15 protein-coding genes are annotated in these 15902 nt (G+C 74.3%); 12 read left to right on the top strand and 3 right to left on the bottom strand.

Annotation, left to right across the window (positions count from 1 at the left end):
* Positions 1-21: 21 nt before the first annotated feature.
* From ACLJTM_RS24960 to ACLJTM_RS24980, 5 genes are all read left to right on the top strand, one after another.
* Entirely contained in the window at positions 22-1047 is a 1026-nt protein-coding gene (locus ACLJTM_RS24960; RefSeq protein WP_411105948.1) for an NlpC/P60 family protein, read from the top strand.
* Between the two features lie 253 nt (positions 1048-1300).
* Positions 1301-2350: an NlpC/P60 family protein gene (locus tag ACLJTM_RS24965; protein ID WP_411105949.1), complete on the top strand. Its 1050-nt coding sequence runs from the start codon at positions 1301-1303 to the stop codon at positions 2348-2350.
* 40 nt (positions 2351-2390) lie between these two features.
* On the top strand, positions 2391-3509 hold the full coding sequence (locus ACLJTM_RS24970) for a hypothetical protein (RefSeq protein WP_411105950.1): 1119 nt from the start codon (positions 2391-2393) through the stop codon (positions 3507-3509).
* A 24-nt stretch (positions 3510-3533) separates the two neighbouring features.
* Positions 3534-4676 (top strand): glycosyltransferase family 4 protein, encoded by a 1143-nt coding sequence (locus ACLJTM_RS24975; protein WP_411105951.1) that lies wholly within the window; start codon positions 3534-3536, stop codon positions 4674-4676.
* Positions 4677-4839: 163 nt separating this feature from the next.
* Positions 4840-6459, top strand: coding sequence for a GMC oxidoreductase (locus ACLJTM_RS24980; RefSeq protein ID WP_411105952.1), 1620 nt, complete (start codon positions 4840-4842; stop codon positions 6457-6459).
* A gap of 28 nt (positions 6460-6487) precedes the next feature.
* Here the strand turns inward: ACLJTM_RS24980 and ACLJTM_RS24985 are convergent, their stop codons facing one another.
* The gene (locus tag ACLJTM_RS24985) at positions 6488-8284 is read right to left on the bottom strand and encodes an AMP-dependent synthetase/ligase (protein WP_411105953.1); all 1797 of its coding nucleotides are present in this window, start codon (positions 8282-8284) and stop codon (positions 6488-6490) included.
* A gap of 228 nt (positions 8285-8512) precedes the next feature.
* Between ACLJTM_RS24985 and ACLJTM_RS24990 the strand changes: the two genes are divergently transcribed.
* The 6 genes from ACLJTM_RS24990 (at position 8513) to ACLJTM_RS25015 (ending at position 13479) form a co-directional block, all read left to right on the top strand.
* On the top strand, positions 8513-9298 hold the full coding sequence (locus ACLJTM_RS24990) for a metallophosphoesterase family protein (RefSeq protein WP_411105954.1): 786 nt from the start codon (positions 8513-8515) through the stop codon (positions 9296-9298).
* Between the two features lie 107 nt (positions 9299-9405).
* The gene (locus tag ACLJTM_RS24995; protein WP_411105955.1) at positions 9406-9849 is read left to right on the top strand and encodes an SRPBCC family protein; all 444 of its coding nucleotides are present in this window, start codon (positions 9406-9408) and stop codon (positions 9847-9849) included.
* 2 nt (positions 9850-9851) lie between these two features.
* Positions 9852-11069, top strand: coding sequence for an ArsA family ATPase (locus ACLJTM_RS25000; protein WP_411105956.1), 1218 nt, complete (start codon positions 9852-9854; stop codon positions 11067-11069).
* Positions 11070-11143: 74 nt separating this feature from the next.
* Positions 11144-11644: a DUF5304 domain-containing protein gene (locus ACLJTM_RS25005; RefSeq protein WP_411105957.1), complete on the top strand. Its 501-nt coding sequence runs from the start codon at positions 11144-11146 to the stop codon at positions 11642-11644.
* 61 nt (positions 11645-11705) lie between these two features.
* Complete coding sequence (locus tag ACLJTM_RS25010) at positions 11706-12647, top strand: ROK family glucokinase (protein ID WP_411105958.1); 942 nt, start codon at positions 11706-11708, stop codon at positions 12645-12647.
* Between the two features lie 76 nt (positions 12648-12723).
* Positions 12724-13479: an endonuclease/exonuclease/phosphatase family protein gene (locus tag ACLJTM_RS25015; protein ID WP_411105959.1), complete on the top strand. Its 756-nt coding sequence runs from the start codon at positions 12724-12726 to the stop codon at positions 13477-13479.
* 32 nt (positions 13480-13511) lie between these two features.
* On the opposite strand, the gene ACLJTM_RS25020 is transcribed toward ACLJTM_RS25015, so the two are convergent.
* Together ACLJTM_RS25020 and ACLJTM_RS25025 are read right to left on the bottom strand one after the other, a co-directional pair.
* The gene (locus ACLJTM_RS25020; RefSeq protein WP_411105960.1) at positions 13512-14189 is read right to left on the bottom strand and encodes a hypothetical protein; all 678 of its coding nucleotides are present in this window, start codon (positions 14187-14189) and stop codon (positions 13512-13514) included.
* Positions 14182-14961, bottom strand: coding sequence for an alpha/beta hydrolase (locus tag ACLJTM_RS25025; RefSeq protein WP_411105961.1), 780 nt, complete (start codon positions 14959-14961; stop codon positions 14182-14184). The genes ACLJTM_RS25020 and ACLJTM_RS25025 overlap by 8 nt, the downstream gene beginning before the upstream one ends.
* Positions 14962-15127: 166 nt before the next feature.
* On the opposite strand from ACLJTM_RS25025, the gene ACLJTM_RS25030 reads away from it, so the two are divergent.
* A complete protein-coding gene (locus ACLJTM_RS25030) occupies positions 15128-15898 on the top strand; it encodes a lysophospholipid acyltransferase family protein (RefSeq protein ID WP_411106249.1) in 771 nt (256 codons plus the stop codon).
* The last annotated feature ends 4 nt before the right edge of the window (positions 15899-15902 follow it).

Below are 15902 nucleotides of genomic sequence, written 5' to 3' on the forward strand. Positions count from 1 at the left end.
AGGAAGAAGGAGCTCGCCTTCGTGGCGTCCCACCGTCGACCCAAGCAGCCGAACCGCACGCGCGTGACCGTCCTCACCGCGACCGCGGCCGCGGCCGTCGCCCTCTCCGCCCAGGGCGCTTCCGCCGCCCCGGCCAAGCCGGGCAAGGACGAGGTCAAGTCCCAGGTCGACGCGCTCTACGAAGAGGCGGAGCAGGCCACCGAGAAGTTCAACGGGGCCAAGGAGCGCCAGGAGAAGCTCGAAAAGGAGATAGCCCAGCTCCAGGACCAGGTCGCCCGCGGCCAGGGCGACCTCAACGAGCTGCGCAACGGGCTCGGTTCGATGGCCAGCGCGCAGTACCGCAACGGCGGCATCGACCAGTCCCTCTCCCTGTTCCTCTCCGCGGACCCCGACAGCTACCTCGACAAGGCCTCCACCCTGGAGCACTTGAGCGGCAAGCAGGTCGAGGCGGTCCAGAAGATCCAGGGCAAGCAGCGCAGCCTCGCGCAGCAGCGCCAGGAAGCCGCCGGCAAGCTCGCCGACCTCGACGCCACCCGCAAGGAGCTGGGCGAGAAGAAGAAGGTCGCGCAGGACAAGCTCGGCGAGGCCCAGGCCCTGCTCAACACCCTGACGGCCCAGGAGCGCACGCAGCTCAAGGAGGAGGAGTCCCGCGCCAGCCGCAGCGCCGGCGACCGCGTCGACCTCGGCGACGTGAAGGCCTCCGGCCGCGCCGGAGCCGCCCTCGCCGCCGCGAAGACGAAGCTCGGCTCCGCCTACGTCATGGGTGCCACCGGCCCCAGCGCCTACGACTGCTCCGGGCTCACCCAGTGGGCCTACAAGCAGGCCGGCGTCACCATCACCCGCACCACCTACACCCAGGCGGAAGAGGGCCGGCGCGTCAGCCGCAGCGAACTCCAGCCCGGCGACCTGGTCTTCTTCTACGGGGACCTGCACCACGTGGGCCTGTACGCGGGCAACAACATGACGCTGCACGCCTCCAACCCGCGCGGCGGCATCAAGTACGAGTCGATGGACAACATGCCGTTCCAGTTCGGCGTCCGCATCTGACCCCCTCCCCCTTCCGCACCCCCGGCCGGGGACGCGCCGCAAGCCGCCCATCCGGGCGAATTACCGGGCCGCGCCCCGACCGCACGCCCCGCCGGTGACCTGCGTCTCCAGCGGGGCGTCGCCGTGTGCGGCCGTCGGAGGTCGTTGGCCGGTGCGTAGCGCTGCGGTTACTGTCTGCCAGCGCGCAACCCGGCACACGGCCGTCCACGGTGGACGGCCCCGGGCCCCGCGCAGCGGAAGGGAGCGGTTCCACGTGGCGTCCCATCGCCGGACCGGGCTCAGCGGCCCCGACCGGAACACCAAGGTCACCGTCCTCACCGCCGCGGCGGCCGGCGCCGCCGTCGTCATGGCCGGCGCCCCCGCGGGCGCCGCCCCCGGCCTGCCGTACGAGCCCGCGGGCGCCGCCCGCGCCCAGGTCGACCGCCTCTTCGAGGAGGCCGAGCAGGCCACCGAACGCTTCAACGAGGCGGGCGAGAAGGCCGACCGGCTCCGCGCCGAAGTCGGCCGGGCCCAGGACGCGGTGGCCCGCGGCCAGGACCGCATCAACACCATGCGGGGCGTCCTCGGCACCTTCGCCGGAGCCCAGTACCGCAGCGGCGGCATCGACCCCACCGTCGCCCTGATGCTCGCCGAGGACCCCGACGACTACCTGGAGCGGGCCGCCGTACTGGACCGCCTCACCGGCCGCCAGGCCCGGCAGCTGGACGAACTCCGCGAGGAGCAGCGCCGGCTGGGCCAGGAGCGCCGCGAAGCCTCCCGCAGGCTCGCCGAACTCGACGCGCTGCGGGCCGACGTGGCCCGGCACAAGCGGGCGGTGACGGCGAAGCTGGCGGCCGCCCGGCGGCTGCTCAACGCGATGCCGTCCGAGGAGCGGGCCGACTTCGAGCGCGCCTCGCGCTCCGGCGGCCGCGCCGACGAGCTGCCCGACCTGTCGGCCGCGGGCGCGGGCGCCTCCTCGGGGCGCGCCGCGACCGCCGTGATGGCCGCCCGGGCCGCGGTCGGCAAGCCGTACGTCTGGGGCTCGACCGGCCCGTCCGGCTTCGACTGCTCGGGGCTCATGGTGTGGTCCTACCGGCAGGCGGGCGTCTCGCTGCCGCGGACCTCGCAGGCCCAGCGGCACGCCGGCCGCCAGGTCCCGCTGTCGCAGGCACGGCCCGGGGACCTGGTCACGTACCGCTCGGACGCCAGCCACGTCGGCATGTACGTGGGCAACGGCCAGGTGGTGCACGCCCCCTACCCGGGGGCCCGGGTGCGCTACGACCCGGTCGGGATGATGCCGGTGTCCTCCGTGACCAGGCCCTGACCCGCCCCGGACCCGCCCGGGCCGTGCGTACGATCGGCGGGTGCTCCCGGGTCCCCGCGCCGTACGCGCCCTGCCGCTCCTGCTGTGCCTCTGCCTCCTGGCGGCCGGGTGCGGCGGCGGGCGCCCGCCGGCCGCGGCCGCCGAGCGGGCGGTGCGGCAGGCCGTGGTGCACTGGTCCGCGCGGCCGCCCGGTCGGCTCGCCGGGCTCCCGCTGGAGGGCTGGTCCTACGAGGTCCTCTCGGTGCGCCGGGACGGCCCGCGGGCCTCGGTGCGGGCCCGGCTGGACTACCGGCTGACCGGCTACGACGCGGCGCCCGCCGGCGGCGAGCGGGAGCTCGCCCTGGCCGAGGACGGCGGCGGCTGGCAGGTCCGGTCCGACCGGCCGGCCCCCGGGGCGCTGCCGCAGCTGTGGGACCAGGGCCCGGTGGAGGCCGTACGCGGGGAGCGCGCGCTGGTGCTCGGCGCCGCCGGCCGGGGGGACCTCGCGGCGGTCGCCGCCGAGGCGGACCGGGCCGTGCCCGCGGTGAGTGCGGCTTGGCCGCGCCCCTGGGCGGGCCGGGTCGTGGTGCTGGTCCCCGGCTCGCTGGAGGCCATGGCGGAGCTGCTGGGCCGCCCCGCTGACGCCTACCGCGGCCTGGGCGCCGTCACCACGGGCCGGGTCGGCTCCGCGCCGGCCCCCGCCGACCGGGTGGTGGTCAACCCGGAGGGGTACGCCGCGCTGAGTGCGGAGGGCCGGCGCGTGGTGCTGACCCACGAGGCCACCCACGTCGCCACCCGGGTGGCGACCACAGCGACCACCCCGCTGTGGCTCTCCGAGGGGTTCGCGGACTGGGCGGCCTACCGCGGCACGCCCACCACCCCCGCGCAGGGCGCCCCCGCGCTGGCCCGGGAGGTCCGCCGCGGCGCCCTGCCCGCCGCCCTCCCCGGGACGGAGGCCTTCGCCTTCGGCGGTGATCCGCAGGCGCTGGCCCGGGCGTACGAGGGGGCCTGGCTCGCCTGCCGGCTGGTCGCGGACCGGTGGGGCGAGGAGGCACTGGCGGACCTGTACGGACGGGCGGGCCGCGAGGCGTGGCCGACGGCGCTGGAGGGGTCCCTGGGAATGGATCCGGACGCCTTCACCCGGGCCTGGCAGGAGGCCCTGCGGGCGCAGCTGGGCTGAGTCCGTCCGGTACGTTGGCAGGCGATGCACAAGACGCTGATCGTGACCAACGACTTCCCGCCGCGCCCCGGCGGCATCCAGGCCTTCCTGCACAACATGGCGCTGCGGCTGGATCCCGACCGGATCGTCGTCTACGCCTCCACCTGGAAGCACGGCGAGGAGGGCCGCGCGGCCACTGCCGCCTTCGACGCCGAGCAGCCCTTCACCGTGGTGCGCGACCGTACGACGATGCTGCTGCCGACCCCGCGCGTGACGCGGCGGGCGGTGGGGCTGCTGCGCGAACACGGCTGCGAGTCCGTGTGGTTCGGGGCCGCGGCCCCGCTCGGGCTGATGGGTCCGGCGCTGCGCCGGGCGGGTGCCCGGCGGATCGTGGCGACCACGCACGGGCACGAGGCGGGCTGGGCGCAGCTGCCGGGCGCGCGGCAGCTGCTGCGGCGGATCGGAGAGGGCACGGACACCCTGACCTACCTGGGGGAGTACACCCGGTCGCGGATCGCCCCGGCGCTGACGGACCGGGCGGCGGCGCGGATGGTGCACCTCCCGCCGGGGGTCGACGAGAAGAGCTTCCACCCGGGGTCGGGCGGCGCGGACGTCCGGGCGCGGCTCGGACTGGCCGACCGGCCGGTGTCGGTGTGCGTGTCCCGCCTCGTCCCCCGCAAGGGGCAGGACACGCTGATCGCGGCCATGCCGCGGATCCTGGCATCGGTGCCGGACGCGGTGCTGCTGGTCGTGGGCGGCGGGCCGTACGAGGCGGACCTGCGGGCGCTGGCCGCGGCCACGGGGGTCGCGGACTCGGTGGTCTTCACGGGCGCGGTCCCGTGGTCGCAGCTGCCCGCCCACCACGGGGCCGGGGACGTCTTCGCCATGCCGTGCCGGACCCGGCGCGGCGGCCTGGACGTGGAAGGGCTCGGCATCGTGTACCTGGAGGCGTCGGCGACGGGCCTGCCGGTGGTCGCGGGTGACTCCGGCGGTGCGCCGGACGCCGTCCTGGACGGCGAGACGGGCTGGGTCGTACGGGGCGGCGAGCCCGAGGAGGCGGCGGACCGGATCGCCGTCCTGCTGCAGGATCCGGGGCTGCGCGAGCGGATGGGCGGGCGCGGCCGCGCCTGGGTCGAGGAGCAGTGGCGCTGGGACCTCCTGGCGGACCGCCTGCGCGCGCTGCTCTGACGCGAGGGGCGTGCCCAACCCCCCGGCCCCCGGCCCCCGGCCCCCGGCTCCGGCTCCCGGCCCCCGGCTCCGGCCGGGGCCGGGGAGCCACGGCTGACTGTGCCTCGGATGTCTGGCGGTGCGCCGTATGGGTGGAGGGGCGGATTCCGCCCATGATGCGCCCATGACACCCAACCTGACGCGCCGTCACCTTCTGGGTCTCGGCGCCCTCCAGACCGCCGCCGCCCTCGGATTCACCCGGATCGGCGCGGAATCCGCCGCCGCGGTGGAGCCCCCCGCCGCCCCGTACGCCCCCGCGATCGTCGTCGGCTCCGGCTACGGCGCGGCCGTCGCCGCCCTGCGCCTGGGCCAGGCGGGCGTACGGACCGTCGTCCTCGAAATGGGCCGGCTCTGGAACACCCCCGGGCCCGACGGCAAGGTCTTCCCCGCCACCTCCGCCCCCGACCACCGCTCGATGTGGTTCCGCACCCGCACCGAGGCGCCCCTCGCCCAGTTCCTCTGGCTCGACGTGGTCAACCGGAACATCAGCCCGTACCCCGGCGTCCTGGACCGCGTGCACCACGGCGACATGTCCGTGTACGTCGGCCGGGGCGTCGGCGGCGGATCGCTCGTCAACGGCGGCATGGCGCCCACGCCCCGCCGCTCGTACTTCTCCGAGGTGCTGCCCCGGGTCGACGCCGACGAGATGTACGGCACCTACTTCCCCCGCGCCCGCGCCATGCTCGGGGTCAACGACATCGACCCGGCCTGGTTCGAGTCCACGCCCTGGTACCGCTTCGCCCGCATCTCCCGCAAGCACGCGCGGAACACCGGCCTGAAGACCGTGTTCGTCCCCAACGTCTACGACTTCGCGCACATGGAACGCGAGGCGGCCGGCGCCGCCCCCCGGTCGGCGCTCGCCGGAGAGGTCATCTACGGCAACAACCACGGGAAGAAGAGCCTGGACAAGACCTACCTCGCGGCCGCCCTCGGCACCGGCAACGTCACCATCGAGACGCTGCAGCGGGTGGTCGCCGTACGCCAGGACCCGGCCGGCGGGTACGTGCTGACCGTGCGCACCATCGACCTCGCCGGGAAGGTCACCCGGGTCCGCGAACTCGGCTGCAGGCAGCTCTTCCTGGGCGCGGGCAGCCTCGGGACGACCGAGATCCTGCTCCGGGCCCGCGAGACGGGGGCGCTGCCCGCGCTCAGTGAGGCGGTCGGGCTCGGCTGGGGGCCCAACGGCAACGTCATGACCGCCCGCGCCAACCACCTGTGGGACACCGTCGGCGCCGACCAGGCCACCATGCCGGCGATGGGCATCGACGACTGGGACAACCCCTCGCACCCGGTCTTCGCCGAGATCGCCCCGCTCCCCATGGGCATCGAGCACTGGATCTCCATGTACCTGGCGATCACCAGGAACCCGGAGCGCGGGCACTTCACCTATGACGCGGCCACCGACGCGGCCCGCCTGAACTGGCGCCGGGAGCAGAACACTCCCTCGGTCGACGCGGCGAAGAACCTCTTCGACCGCATCAACCGGCGGAACGTCACCGTCTACCGCCACGACCTGTTCGGGGGCAACCGGGCCTTCGCCGACGACTTCACCTACCACCCGCTGGGCGGCTGCGTCCTCGGCGAGGCCACCGACGCGTACGGCCGGGCCAAGGGGTACCAGGGGCTGTACGTGGTCGACGGCTCGCTGGTGCCCGGCTCGCTCGGGGTGAACCCGTTCGTGACGATCACGGCCCTCGCCGAACGCACCATGGCGCGGATCCTCGCCGAGGACCCGCGCCGGTAGCCGTGCTCTCCTTCGCCCGCCCGCGGCGTCAGCCGCGGTAGAGCGCTTCGATCTCGTCCGCGAAGTCCTTCGCCACCACGTTGCGCTTCAGCTTCAGCGACGGCGTGATGTGCCCTGACTCCTCGGTGAACTGGGAGCCGAGGATGCGGAATTTCCGCACCGATTCCGCCTTGGACACCGCGGCGTTGCCCTCGTCGACGGCCTTCTGCACCGCGGCGATCAGCTCCGGGTCCTCGCGCAGCTCCGCTGCCGTGACCCCGGCCGGCTTCCCGTTGTCGGCCGCCCACCGGCCGAGGAACTCCTCGTCGACGGTGACCAGCGCGGCCACGAACGGCCGCCCGTCGCCCACCACCATGCACTCCGCGACCAGCGCGTGCGCCCGGATCCGGTCCTCGATCACGGCAGGGGCGACGTTCTTGCCGCCGGCCGTGACGATGAGCTCCTTCTTGCGGCCCGTGATGGTGAGGTAGCCGTCCTCGTCGAGGGTGCCGACGTCACCGGTGTGGAACCAGCCGTCGGTCAGCGCCTCGGCGGTCGCCGTCTCGTTCTTCCAGTACCCGGTGAAGATCTGCTCGCCGTGCAGCAGGACCTCGCCGTCGTCCGCGATGCGCACCACGGAGCCCGGCATGGGCTGCCCGACCGTACCGATCTTCTGCTTGTCCCACGGGTTGAAGGTGGTCGCCGCACAGGACTCGGTCAGTCCGTAGCCCTCCAGCACCGTGAACCCGATGCCGCGGAAGAAGTGGCCGAGGCGCTCGCCCAGCGGGGCGCCGCCGGAGATCGCGTACTCGCCGCGGCCGCCGAGGACGGCGTGCAGTTTGCTGTAGACCAGCTTGGTGAAGAGCTTGTGCTTGAGCTTCAGCCCGAAGGACGGCCCGCGCGGGGTGTCCAGCGCCCGGCTGTACGCGATGGCCGTCTCGGCCGCCGCGTCGAAGATCCGGCCCTTGCCCTCGGCCTGCGCCTTGGCGCGGGCCGAGTTGTAGACCTTCTCGAAGACCCGGGGGACACCGAGGATCAAGGTGGGGCGGAAGGACTGGAGTTCCTCGGTGAGGTTCTTGATGTCCGGTACGCAGCCCAGCCGGATCGGCGCCAGCACGGCCGCCACCTCCACCAGGCGGCCGAAGACGTGCGCGGCCGGCAGGAACAGGAGCACCGAGCACTCGCCGGTCTTGAACAGCGGGCTCAGGCGCTCCACCGCGTTGCCGCACTCCGCGAAGAAGTTGCGGTGGGTCAGCACGCAGCCCTTGGGACGGCCGGTGGTGCCCGAGGTGTAGACGATGGTGGCCGGGTCGTCGGCGCCCGCGAGGGTGCTGCGCTCGTCGAGCTCGGCGTCGGTGACGCCCTCGCCCGCGGCCTTCAGCTCCGCCAGGGCGCCCCGGTCCAGCTCCCAGACCTCGCGCAGCTCCGGCAGGCGGTCGCGCAGGGCCTCCACCACCGCGCTGTGCCCGGCGCTCTCGACGACCACGGCCACCGAGCCGGAGTCGCCGAGGATCCACTGGACCTGCTCGGGGGAGCTGGTCTCGTACACGGGGACGGTGACGGCGCCCGCGCTCCAGATCGCGAAGTCGACCAGCACCCACTCGTAGCGGGTGCGGGAGATCAGCGCGACCCGGTCGCCGGGGCGGACGCCCGCCGCGATCAGGCCCTTGGCCGCGGCGCGCACCTCGGCGAGGAACTCCGTCGCGGTGACGTCCTGCCACGCGCCGCCGACCTTGCGGGCCATGACGGCCGTGTCGGGATGCTGAGCGGCGTTGCGGCGGATGAGATCCGTCAGGTTCCCGTCCGACGGGACCTCGTACAGGGCCGGAAGGCTGAACTCGCGCAAGACTGCTGCTCCTCTGGGCGCCATCGCCACCGTGTGGACCGACCGGACGTTACCCACCGGTAGTGGGTTCCGATAGAGGGAACCGGCCAGATGTTCCATGCGTCACATGACGCGGCCTTATCGCGTCGACCCTAGTCGAACCCCTCCGAGACTCGGAAGTAACCGCAGGTCCGGCCGGTGGCAGGACCCGCCCTACCCGCCGGCCCCCGACACCCCTAGGGTGTCGGCATGGGTGGCAGGAACAGGCGCACGCGAGTCCACGTCGTCAGCGACGTCCACGGCAACACCGAGGCCCTCGCCCGGGCCAAAGACGGCGCCGACGCCCTCATCTGCCTCGGTGACCTGGTGCTCTTCCTCGACTACGCCGACCACTCGCGCGGCATCCTCCCCGACCTGTTCGGCGTCGGGGCCGCCGACCGGATCGTGGAGCTGCGCACCGCCCGCCGCTTCGAGGAGGCCCGCGCCTTCGGCCGGCAGCTCTGGGCGGGCCTGGACCGCGACCGGCTGGTGGAGGAGGCCGTACGCCGCCAGTACGCCGAAATGTTCGCCGCCTTCCCCACCCCCGCGTACGCCACCTACGGCAATGTCGACATCCCGGCGCTGTGGCCGGAATACGCTGACCGTCCCGGCCTCACCGTCCTCGACGGCCAGCGGGCCGAGATCGGCGGCCTGGTCTTCGGCTTCGTGGGCGGCGGACTGCCCTCCGCGATGCGCACCCCCTACGAAGTGGACGTGGAGGAGTACGCCGCCAAGGTCGAGGCCCTCGGCGCGGTGGACGTGCTGTGCTCGCACATCCCCCCGGAGGTCCCCGAGCTCTGCTACGACACGGTCGCCCGCCGGTTCGAACGCGGCAGCGAGGCCCTGCTGGCCGCCATCCGCCGCACCCGCCCCCGCTACGCCCTCTTCGGCCACGTCCACCAGCCGCTGGTGCAGCGCATGCGGATCGGCGGCACGGAGTGCGTGAACGTCGGGCACTTCGCGGCGACCGGGAGGCCTTGGGCCCTGGAGTGGTGACCTCTGCACGCGCGGTAGCCTTCACGCGGCGGCCGGAGGCTGCACATTTCCTCGAACTCCCCCAGCTACCGCTGGGAGGTGCCCCCTTCCCCGGAGGAGCGACCGCGATGGCGGAACACACCAGCTCAAGCATCACCATCGAGGCCGCGCCCGCAGCCGTCATGGCCGTGATCGCCGACTTCGCCCGCTACCCCGAGTGGACCGGCGAGGTGAAGGAGGCCGAGGTGCTGGCCACCGACGCCGAGGGCCGCGCCGAGAAGGTCCGCCTGCTGCTCGACGCCGGCGCCATCAAGGACGACCACACCCTCGCGTACTCCTGGAAGGGCGCCGACGAGGTCAGCTGGACCCTGGACAAGTCGCAGATGCTGCGCCAGCTCGACGGCTCCTACCGGCTGGCCCCGCTGGACGGCGGCCGGAGCACCGAGGTCACCTACCAACTGACCGTCGACGTCAAGATCCCGATGCTCGGCATGATCAAGCGCAAGGCCGAGAAGGTCATCATCGACCGCGCCCTGGCGGGCCTGAAGAAGCGCGTGGAATCGACCGGCTGACCGTGCAGACCCTGCTGATCAGCGGCCCGGGCGGGGCCGGCCGGAGCACCGTGGCCGCCGCCACCGCCCTCGCCGCCGCCCGGGACGGGCACCGCGTGCTGCTGCTGTCCGCCGACCCCGGCGAACCGCATGCCGCCCTCGGCGGCGAGCCGGCCGGGGACCTCGCCGAGGCCGCGCCCGGACTGCGGGCCGTCCCGGTGGCCGGCGGGTACCGGGTGGCCCGGGTCGACCCCGGCGCAGGGTTCCGCGAGGAGTTCGCCGCCCTCCAGGAACGCGGCTCCGCCCTCCTCGGCATGCTCGGCGCCCGACCGCTCGGGGCCGAGGAGCTGACCGAACTGCCCGGCGCCGCGCAGTTCGCCCTGCTGCGCGCCCTGCGCAGGGCCGCCGCCGCGCCGGCCACCGACCTGCTCGTCGTCGACCTGCCCCCGCTCCACCAGGCCCTCGCCACCCTGGCCCTGCCCGCCCAGCTGCGCCGCTACCTCGCCCGGCTGCTGCCCGCCGAACGGCAGGCCGCCCGCGCCCTGCGCCCCGTACTCGCCCAGCTGGCCGGCGTACCCATGCCCGCGCCCTGGCTGTACGAGGCCGCCGCCCGCTGGGACGAGGAGCTCGCCGCGGTCCAGGCCGTCGTCGAGGCCGGCACCACCTCGGTCCGGCTCGTCGCCGAACCCGGCCCGGCCGCCGCGGACGCCCTGCGCACCGGGATGCTCGGACTGGCCCTGTACGAACTGGGCACCGCCGACCTGGTAGCCAACCGGCTCGTGCCCCGCGACGGCGCCGACCCCTGGACCGTGTCCCTCGCCGCCCAGCAGGACGAGTTCCTGAAGGACCCGCCCGGGCAGCTCCCCGTGTGCCGGCTCCCGCACCTCGGCCGGGACCCGCAGGGCCTCCAGGACCTCGCCGAGCTGGCCGCCCGGGCCGCCGGCGGGCCCCTCGCCCCCGGGACGCCCCCGCAACGGCGCCCCTGGCCCGTCGAGGACCGGACCGCCGAGGACGGGGTGCTCGTCTGGGCCGTCCCCCTGCCCCACGCCCGCAAGGGCGACCTCGACCTGGTGCGCCGCGGCGACGAACTGCTGCTGACGGCGGGCCCGTACCGCAGGATCGTCGCACTGCCCGCGGCGCTGCGCCGCTGCACCGTCTCCGGGGCCGGCCTGGCCGACGGCGTGCTCCGGATCCGCTTCACCCCCGACCCGGGCCTGTGGCCCCGCCGGGACGGCGCCTGAGCCGCCACCGCCGTTCGGGTACCGTCGAAGGTAGTCCGTCCGCACGCTCCGCACCTGCCGCAGGAGAGTCCGCCATGAGCGAGGCCACCGACCGCCCCACCGACGACGACGCCTGGGCCCGGGCCTGCGCCGAGGACCTCGCGGCGGAGCAGGAGCGCCGGCGCGGCCAGGGCGGCGGCCGGGAGCCCGGCACCGCGGCCGAGGAGCTGTTCAAGCTGTTCGAGGCCGTCGCCGACAAGGTCTCGGGCCTGAACGGCCCGCTCCTCGGCGGCGCCGCCCAGGGCGCCGTGCGGCAGTTCGTCAACCAGGCGAAGACCGCCGCCCAGCCCGTCGTCGAGCGCAACCCGGAGGTCTTCGGCCACCTGGCGGCGGCGGGGTCCGAGCTGCTCGCCGCCTACCGCTCGGCCGTCGAGGGCCACGAGCGCCGCTGGACCCGCGACACACCGCCCGCTCCGCGCCGCCCCGACCCGCACCGGCCGCAGGACGGTCCGGGCGAGGGTCCGGGCGGCGGTCCGGGCGACCCCCGCGGCGAGGACCCGGGAGACGGCCCGGCCCAGCGGATCGATCTCGACTGAACTGCGCCCTCCCTCGGGTACCGTGGGCCGTGGCGGGGTTTGACCGGAAACCGAGGGACTAATGGGACTCACCATCGGCGTCGACATCGGCGGCACGAAGATCGCGGCCGGCGTGGTCGACGAAGAGGGCACCATCCTTGAGACGTACAAGGTGCCCACCCCGCCGACCGCGGACGGGGTGACGGACGCGATCTGCGCCGCCGTCTCCGAAGTCAGCAGCAACCACACCATCGAGGCCGTCGGCATCGGCGCCGCCGGATACGTGGACGACAAGCGGGCGACGGTGCTCTTCGCGCCGAACATCAACTGGCGGCACGAGCCGCTCAAGGACAAGGTCGAGCAGCGGATCGGCCTGCCGGTCGTCGTCGAGAACGACGCGAACTGCGCCGCCTGGGGCGAGTACCGCTTCGGCGCGGGCCAGGGCCACGAAGACGTCATCTGCATCACGCTCGGCACCGGCCTGGGCGGCGGCATCATCATCGGCAACAAGCTGCGGCGCGGCCGCTTCGGCGTCGCCGCGGAGTTCGGCCACATCCGCGTCGTCCCCGACGGCCTGCTGTGCGGCTGCGGCAGCCAGGGCTGCTGGGAGCAGTACGCCTCCGGCCGGGCGCTCGTGCGGTACGCGAAGCAGCGGGCCAACGCCACCCCCGAGAACGCGTCGGTCCTGCTGTCCCTGGGCGACGGCACCCCCGAGGGCATCGAGGGCAAGCACATCAGCGAGGCCGCCCGGCAGGGCGACCTGGTGGCCGTCGACTCCTTCCGCGAACTGGCCCGCTGGGCCGGCGCGGGCCTGGCCGACCTGGCCTCCCTCTTCGACCCGTCGGCCTTCATCGTCGGCGGCGGGGTCTCCGACGAGGGCGACCTCGTCCTCGACCCGATCCGCAAGTCCTTCAAGCGCTGGCTGATCGGCGGCGCCTGGCGCCCGCACGCCCAGGTGCTCGCCGCCCAGCTCGGCGGCAAGGCCGGACTGGTCGGCGCGGCGGACCTGGCGCGCCAGGGCTGAGCCGGCCGCCCACCCGTGAGCGGGACTGCCCGCCGCGCCCCTTGGGGAGCGGCGGGCAGCTGCGTATCGTGCCGTCATGGACCAGTTGCCGCCCCCGCTGCCGGCCTCCCGGACGGAGCCCGACGGCTCCGCCGTGATCCGGGTGCTCAGCTACAACATCCGCTCCCTGCGCGACGACGAGGACGCCCTGGCCCGGGTGATCCGGGCGTGCGCCCCCGACCTGGTGTGCATCCAGGAGGCCCCGCTGTTCTTCCGGTGGCGCAAGCACGCGGCGCGGCTGGCCGCGAAGAGCGGCCTCGTGGTCCTCGGCGGGGGCGCCACGGCCGCCGGGCCGCTGCTGCTCTGCTCTCTGCGGGCCTTCGTGGAACGCACTGAGGACGTGCTGCTGCCGCGGACGCCCGGCCTGCACCGGCGCGGTTTCGCGACCGCCGTGGTCCGCTTCGGGGCGGCCCGTACCGGGGTGCTCAGCGCGCACCTCTCGCTCCAGCGCGAGGAGCGCCGCGCCCAGGCGGAGCTGCTGCTGGACCGCCTCGCCGCCCTGGACGCGCCGTACGCGGTCGCGGCGGGCGACCTGAACGAGACCCCGGACGGCCCGGCCTTCGCCCGGCTCGCCACCGAGCTCCAGGACTGCCGGGCCACGGCCCCGTGGGGCGCCGGACCGACCTTTCCCGCGGCGGCCGCCGACCGGCGCATCGACGCCGTGTTCGCGACGCGCGGGGTGCAGGTACTGGGCTGCGGCGTCCCCCTGGACCTGCCCGGAGTGCGCCCTGCGGACCTGCGGGCGGCCACCGACCACCTGCCGGTCCTGGCCGCCCTGCGCCTCCCGGTCTGACCCGGGGTGCCCCCCCGGGCACCGCCGCCCGGTCAGACGACCGCGCCGCGGCCCGGGTCGTCGTCCTCGTCGTCCTCGTGCGCCATCCGGCCCACCAGCGTGGCGAAGCCGCCGAGGAAGCCGCCGATGCCCAGGGTGGTCAGCCACCAGGTCATGTCCCACTGGAGCAGCACCGCCAGCAGCAGCAGCACCGGACCGCCCACCACCGCCAGCCATGCGAACTTCGCGGTGGTGTCCGCGGGCGGCAGCTCCGGCTCGGGCGGGACGAAGTGCCCCTCCCCGTCCGGGCCGAGGTCCTCGTCCTTCGGCTCGGCCAGCGAATGGTCGCGCGGACCCGCACCGCCCACCCCCGGGGCGAAGACCACCGAACTGCCGAGCGCCGCCGCGGGCGCGGAGGCCGCGCCCGGGCCGGATGCCGCCTCCGGGTCCTTCACGGCGTCCTCGGCCTGCACCGGGCCGGGCTCCGCCGGGGCCGGTGCGTCGGAAACGGGGCCTGGGCCTGCGCCGGGGCCGGGGCCGGAACCTGAGCCGGGCTCCGCGGGGAAGGGCTTCACGTCCTCCTCCGGCAGCAGCAGGTTCTCGATCGGTTTGAACGGCCGCGACCCCGGCGGGTCCGGCGGTTCCTGCCCGTACCCGGCGACGATCGCCGCCCACGCCGCGTCCTCGTCGAGCGGCGGCACCCCGCCCGACTGCTCCTCGTGCTCAGCCACCGGCCTGCGCCCCCTCCCTGCCCACGCTCTCCGCCAGTCGGCCGACGAACGCATAGCTGTCCGCGAAGATCCGCTCCGCATCGTGGTCCAACGTCGCGACGTGGTAGCTCTGTTCCAGCAGGGTCTCGGTGACGTCCGTGGAGGAGATCCGGGACAGGATGCGCGCCGAGTCCACCGCCGGCACCACGTGGTCCTGCGGGCTGTGCAGCACCAGCACCGGCTGGGTGACCTGCGCCAGCTCCGCGTCCACCAGCCGGAAGAACGTGCGCAGCGAGTGCGCGGCCCGGGTCGGGACCCGGTCGTACCCGACCTCCTCCGAGCCCGGCTTCGCGATGTCACTGGCGATGCCCGGAGTGGACCGGACGAAGTGCCGGGCCACCGGGAGCGCGAACGCCAGCGGGTCGTGCATCTTGTTGGCCGGGTTGACGAGCACGATGCCGCTGACGGCGTCCCCGTGCTTGGCCGCCAGACGCAGGGTCAGCGTGCCGCCCATCGACAGTCCGAAGACGAAGACCTGCGTGCACCGGTCGAGCAGCTCCCGCAGGGCGCGGTCGACCTCGGCGTACCAGTCCTGCCACCCCGTGAGCTGCATGTCCTGCCAGCGCGTCCCGTGCCCGGGCAGCAGCGGCAGCGACACCGTCAGTCCCCGCTCGGCCAGGTACTCGGCCCAGGGGCGCAGCGACTGGGGGGAACCGGTGAAGCCGTGGCAGAGGAGGACGCCGACCTCTCCGCCCTCGTGGCGGAAGGGCTCGGCTCCAGGGAGGACGGGCACCAGGGTCTCCTTGGTCATGAGGGTTGGCGGGTGCGTTGCTCTGTGTGACTTCACCGTACGCGACCGGGGTGGCACCGACCAGGGTCGTCGGGTCCCTGCACGGGGAGCCACGGGTTAAGGTCATTGCGACAAGCACAGGAAGGCTTTCGAGTTGATCTACGGCGCAATGAAGTTCTCCATCGGCGGTTCCCTGAAGCTCGCCTTCAGGCCGTGGGTGGAGGGCCTCGAGAACATTCCCGCGGAGGGGCCGGCGATCCTCGCGAGCAACCACCTGTCCTTCTCCGACTCCTTCTTCCTGCCGGCCGTGCTGGACCGGAAGGTCACCTTCATCGCGAAGGCGGAGTACTTCACCTCCCCGGGGGTGAAGGGCAAGCTGACGGCCGCCTTCTTCAAGGGCGTCGGCCAGCTCCCGGTGGACCGCTCCGGCGCGCGCGGGGCCGGCGAGGCCGCGATCAAGAGCGGCATCGAGGTCATCGAACGCGGGGAGCTGTTCGGTATCTACCCCGAGGGGACGCGTTCACCCGACGGACGCCTCTACCGGGGCAAGCCCGGCGGCCTCGCCCGGGTGGCGCTGGCCACCGGGGCGCCGGTGATCCCCGTCGCGATGATCGACACGGAGAAGATCCAGCCGCCCGGCAAGGTCGTCCCCAAGCTGATGCGCCCGGGCATCCGGATCGGCAAGCCGCTGGACTTCAGCCGCTACCACGGCATGGACGGCGACCGGTTCATCCTGCGCTCGGTGACCGACGAGGTCATGTACGAGATCATGAAACTGTCCGGCCAGGAGTACGTGGACATCTACGCCACGGCCGCCAAGCGCCAGATCGCCGACGCCGACAAGGCGGCCAAGGCCGAGAAGGCGGAGTCCGAGAAGGCGGAGAAGGCCGCGAGGGCCGAGGCCGAGAAGGCCGCCCAGGCGGACAGAACAGCCGAGTAGCGCG

Source organism: Streptomyces sp. cmx-4-9 (assembly GCF_046548835.1).
Lineage (GTDB): Bacteria > Actinomycetota > Actinomycetes > Streptomycetales > Streptomycetaceae > Streptomyces.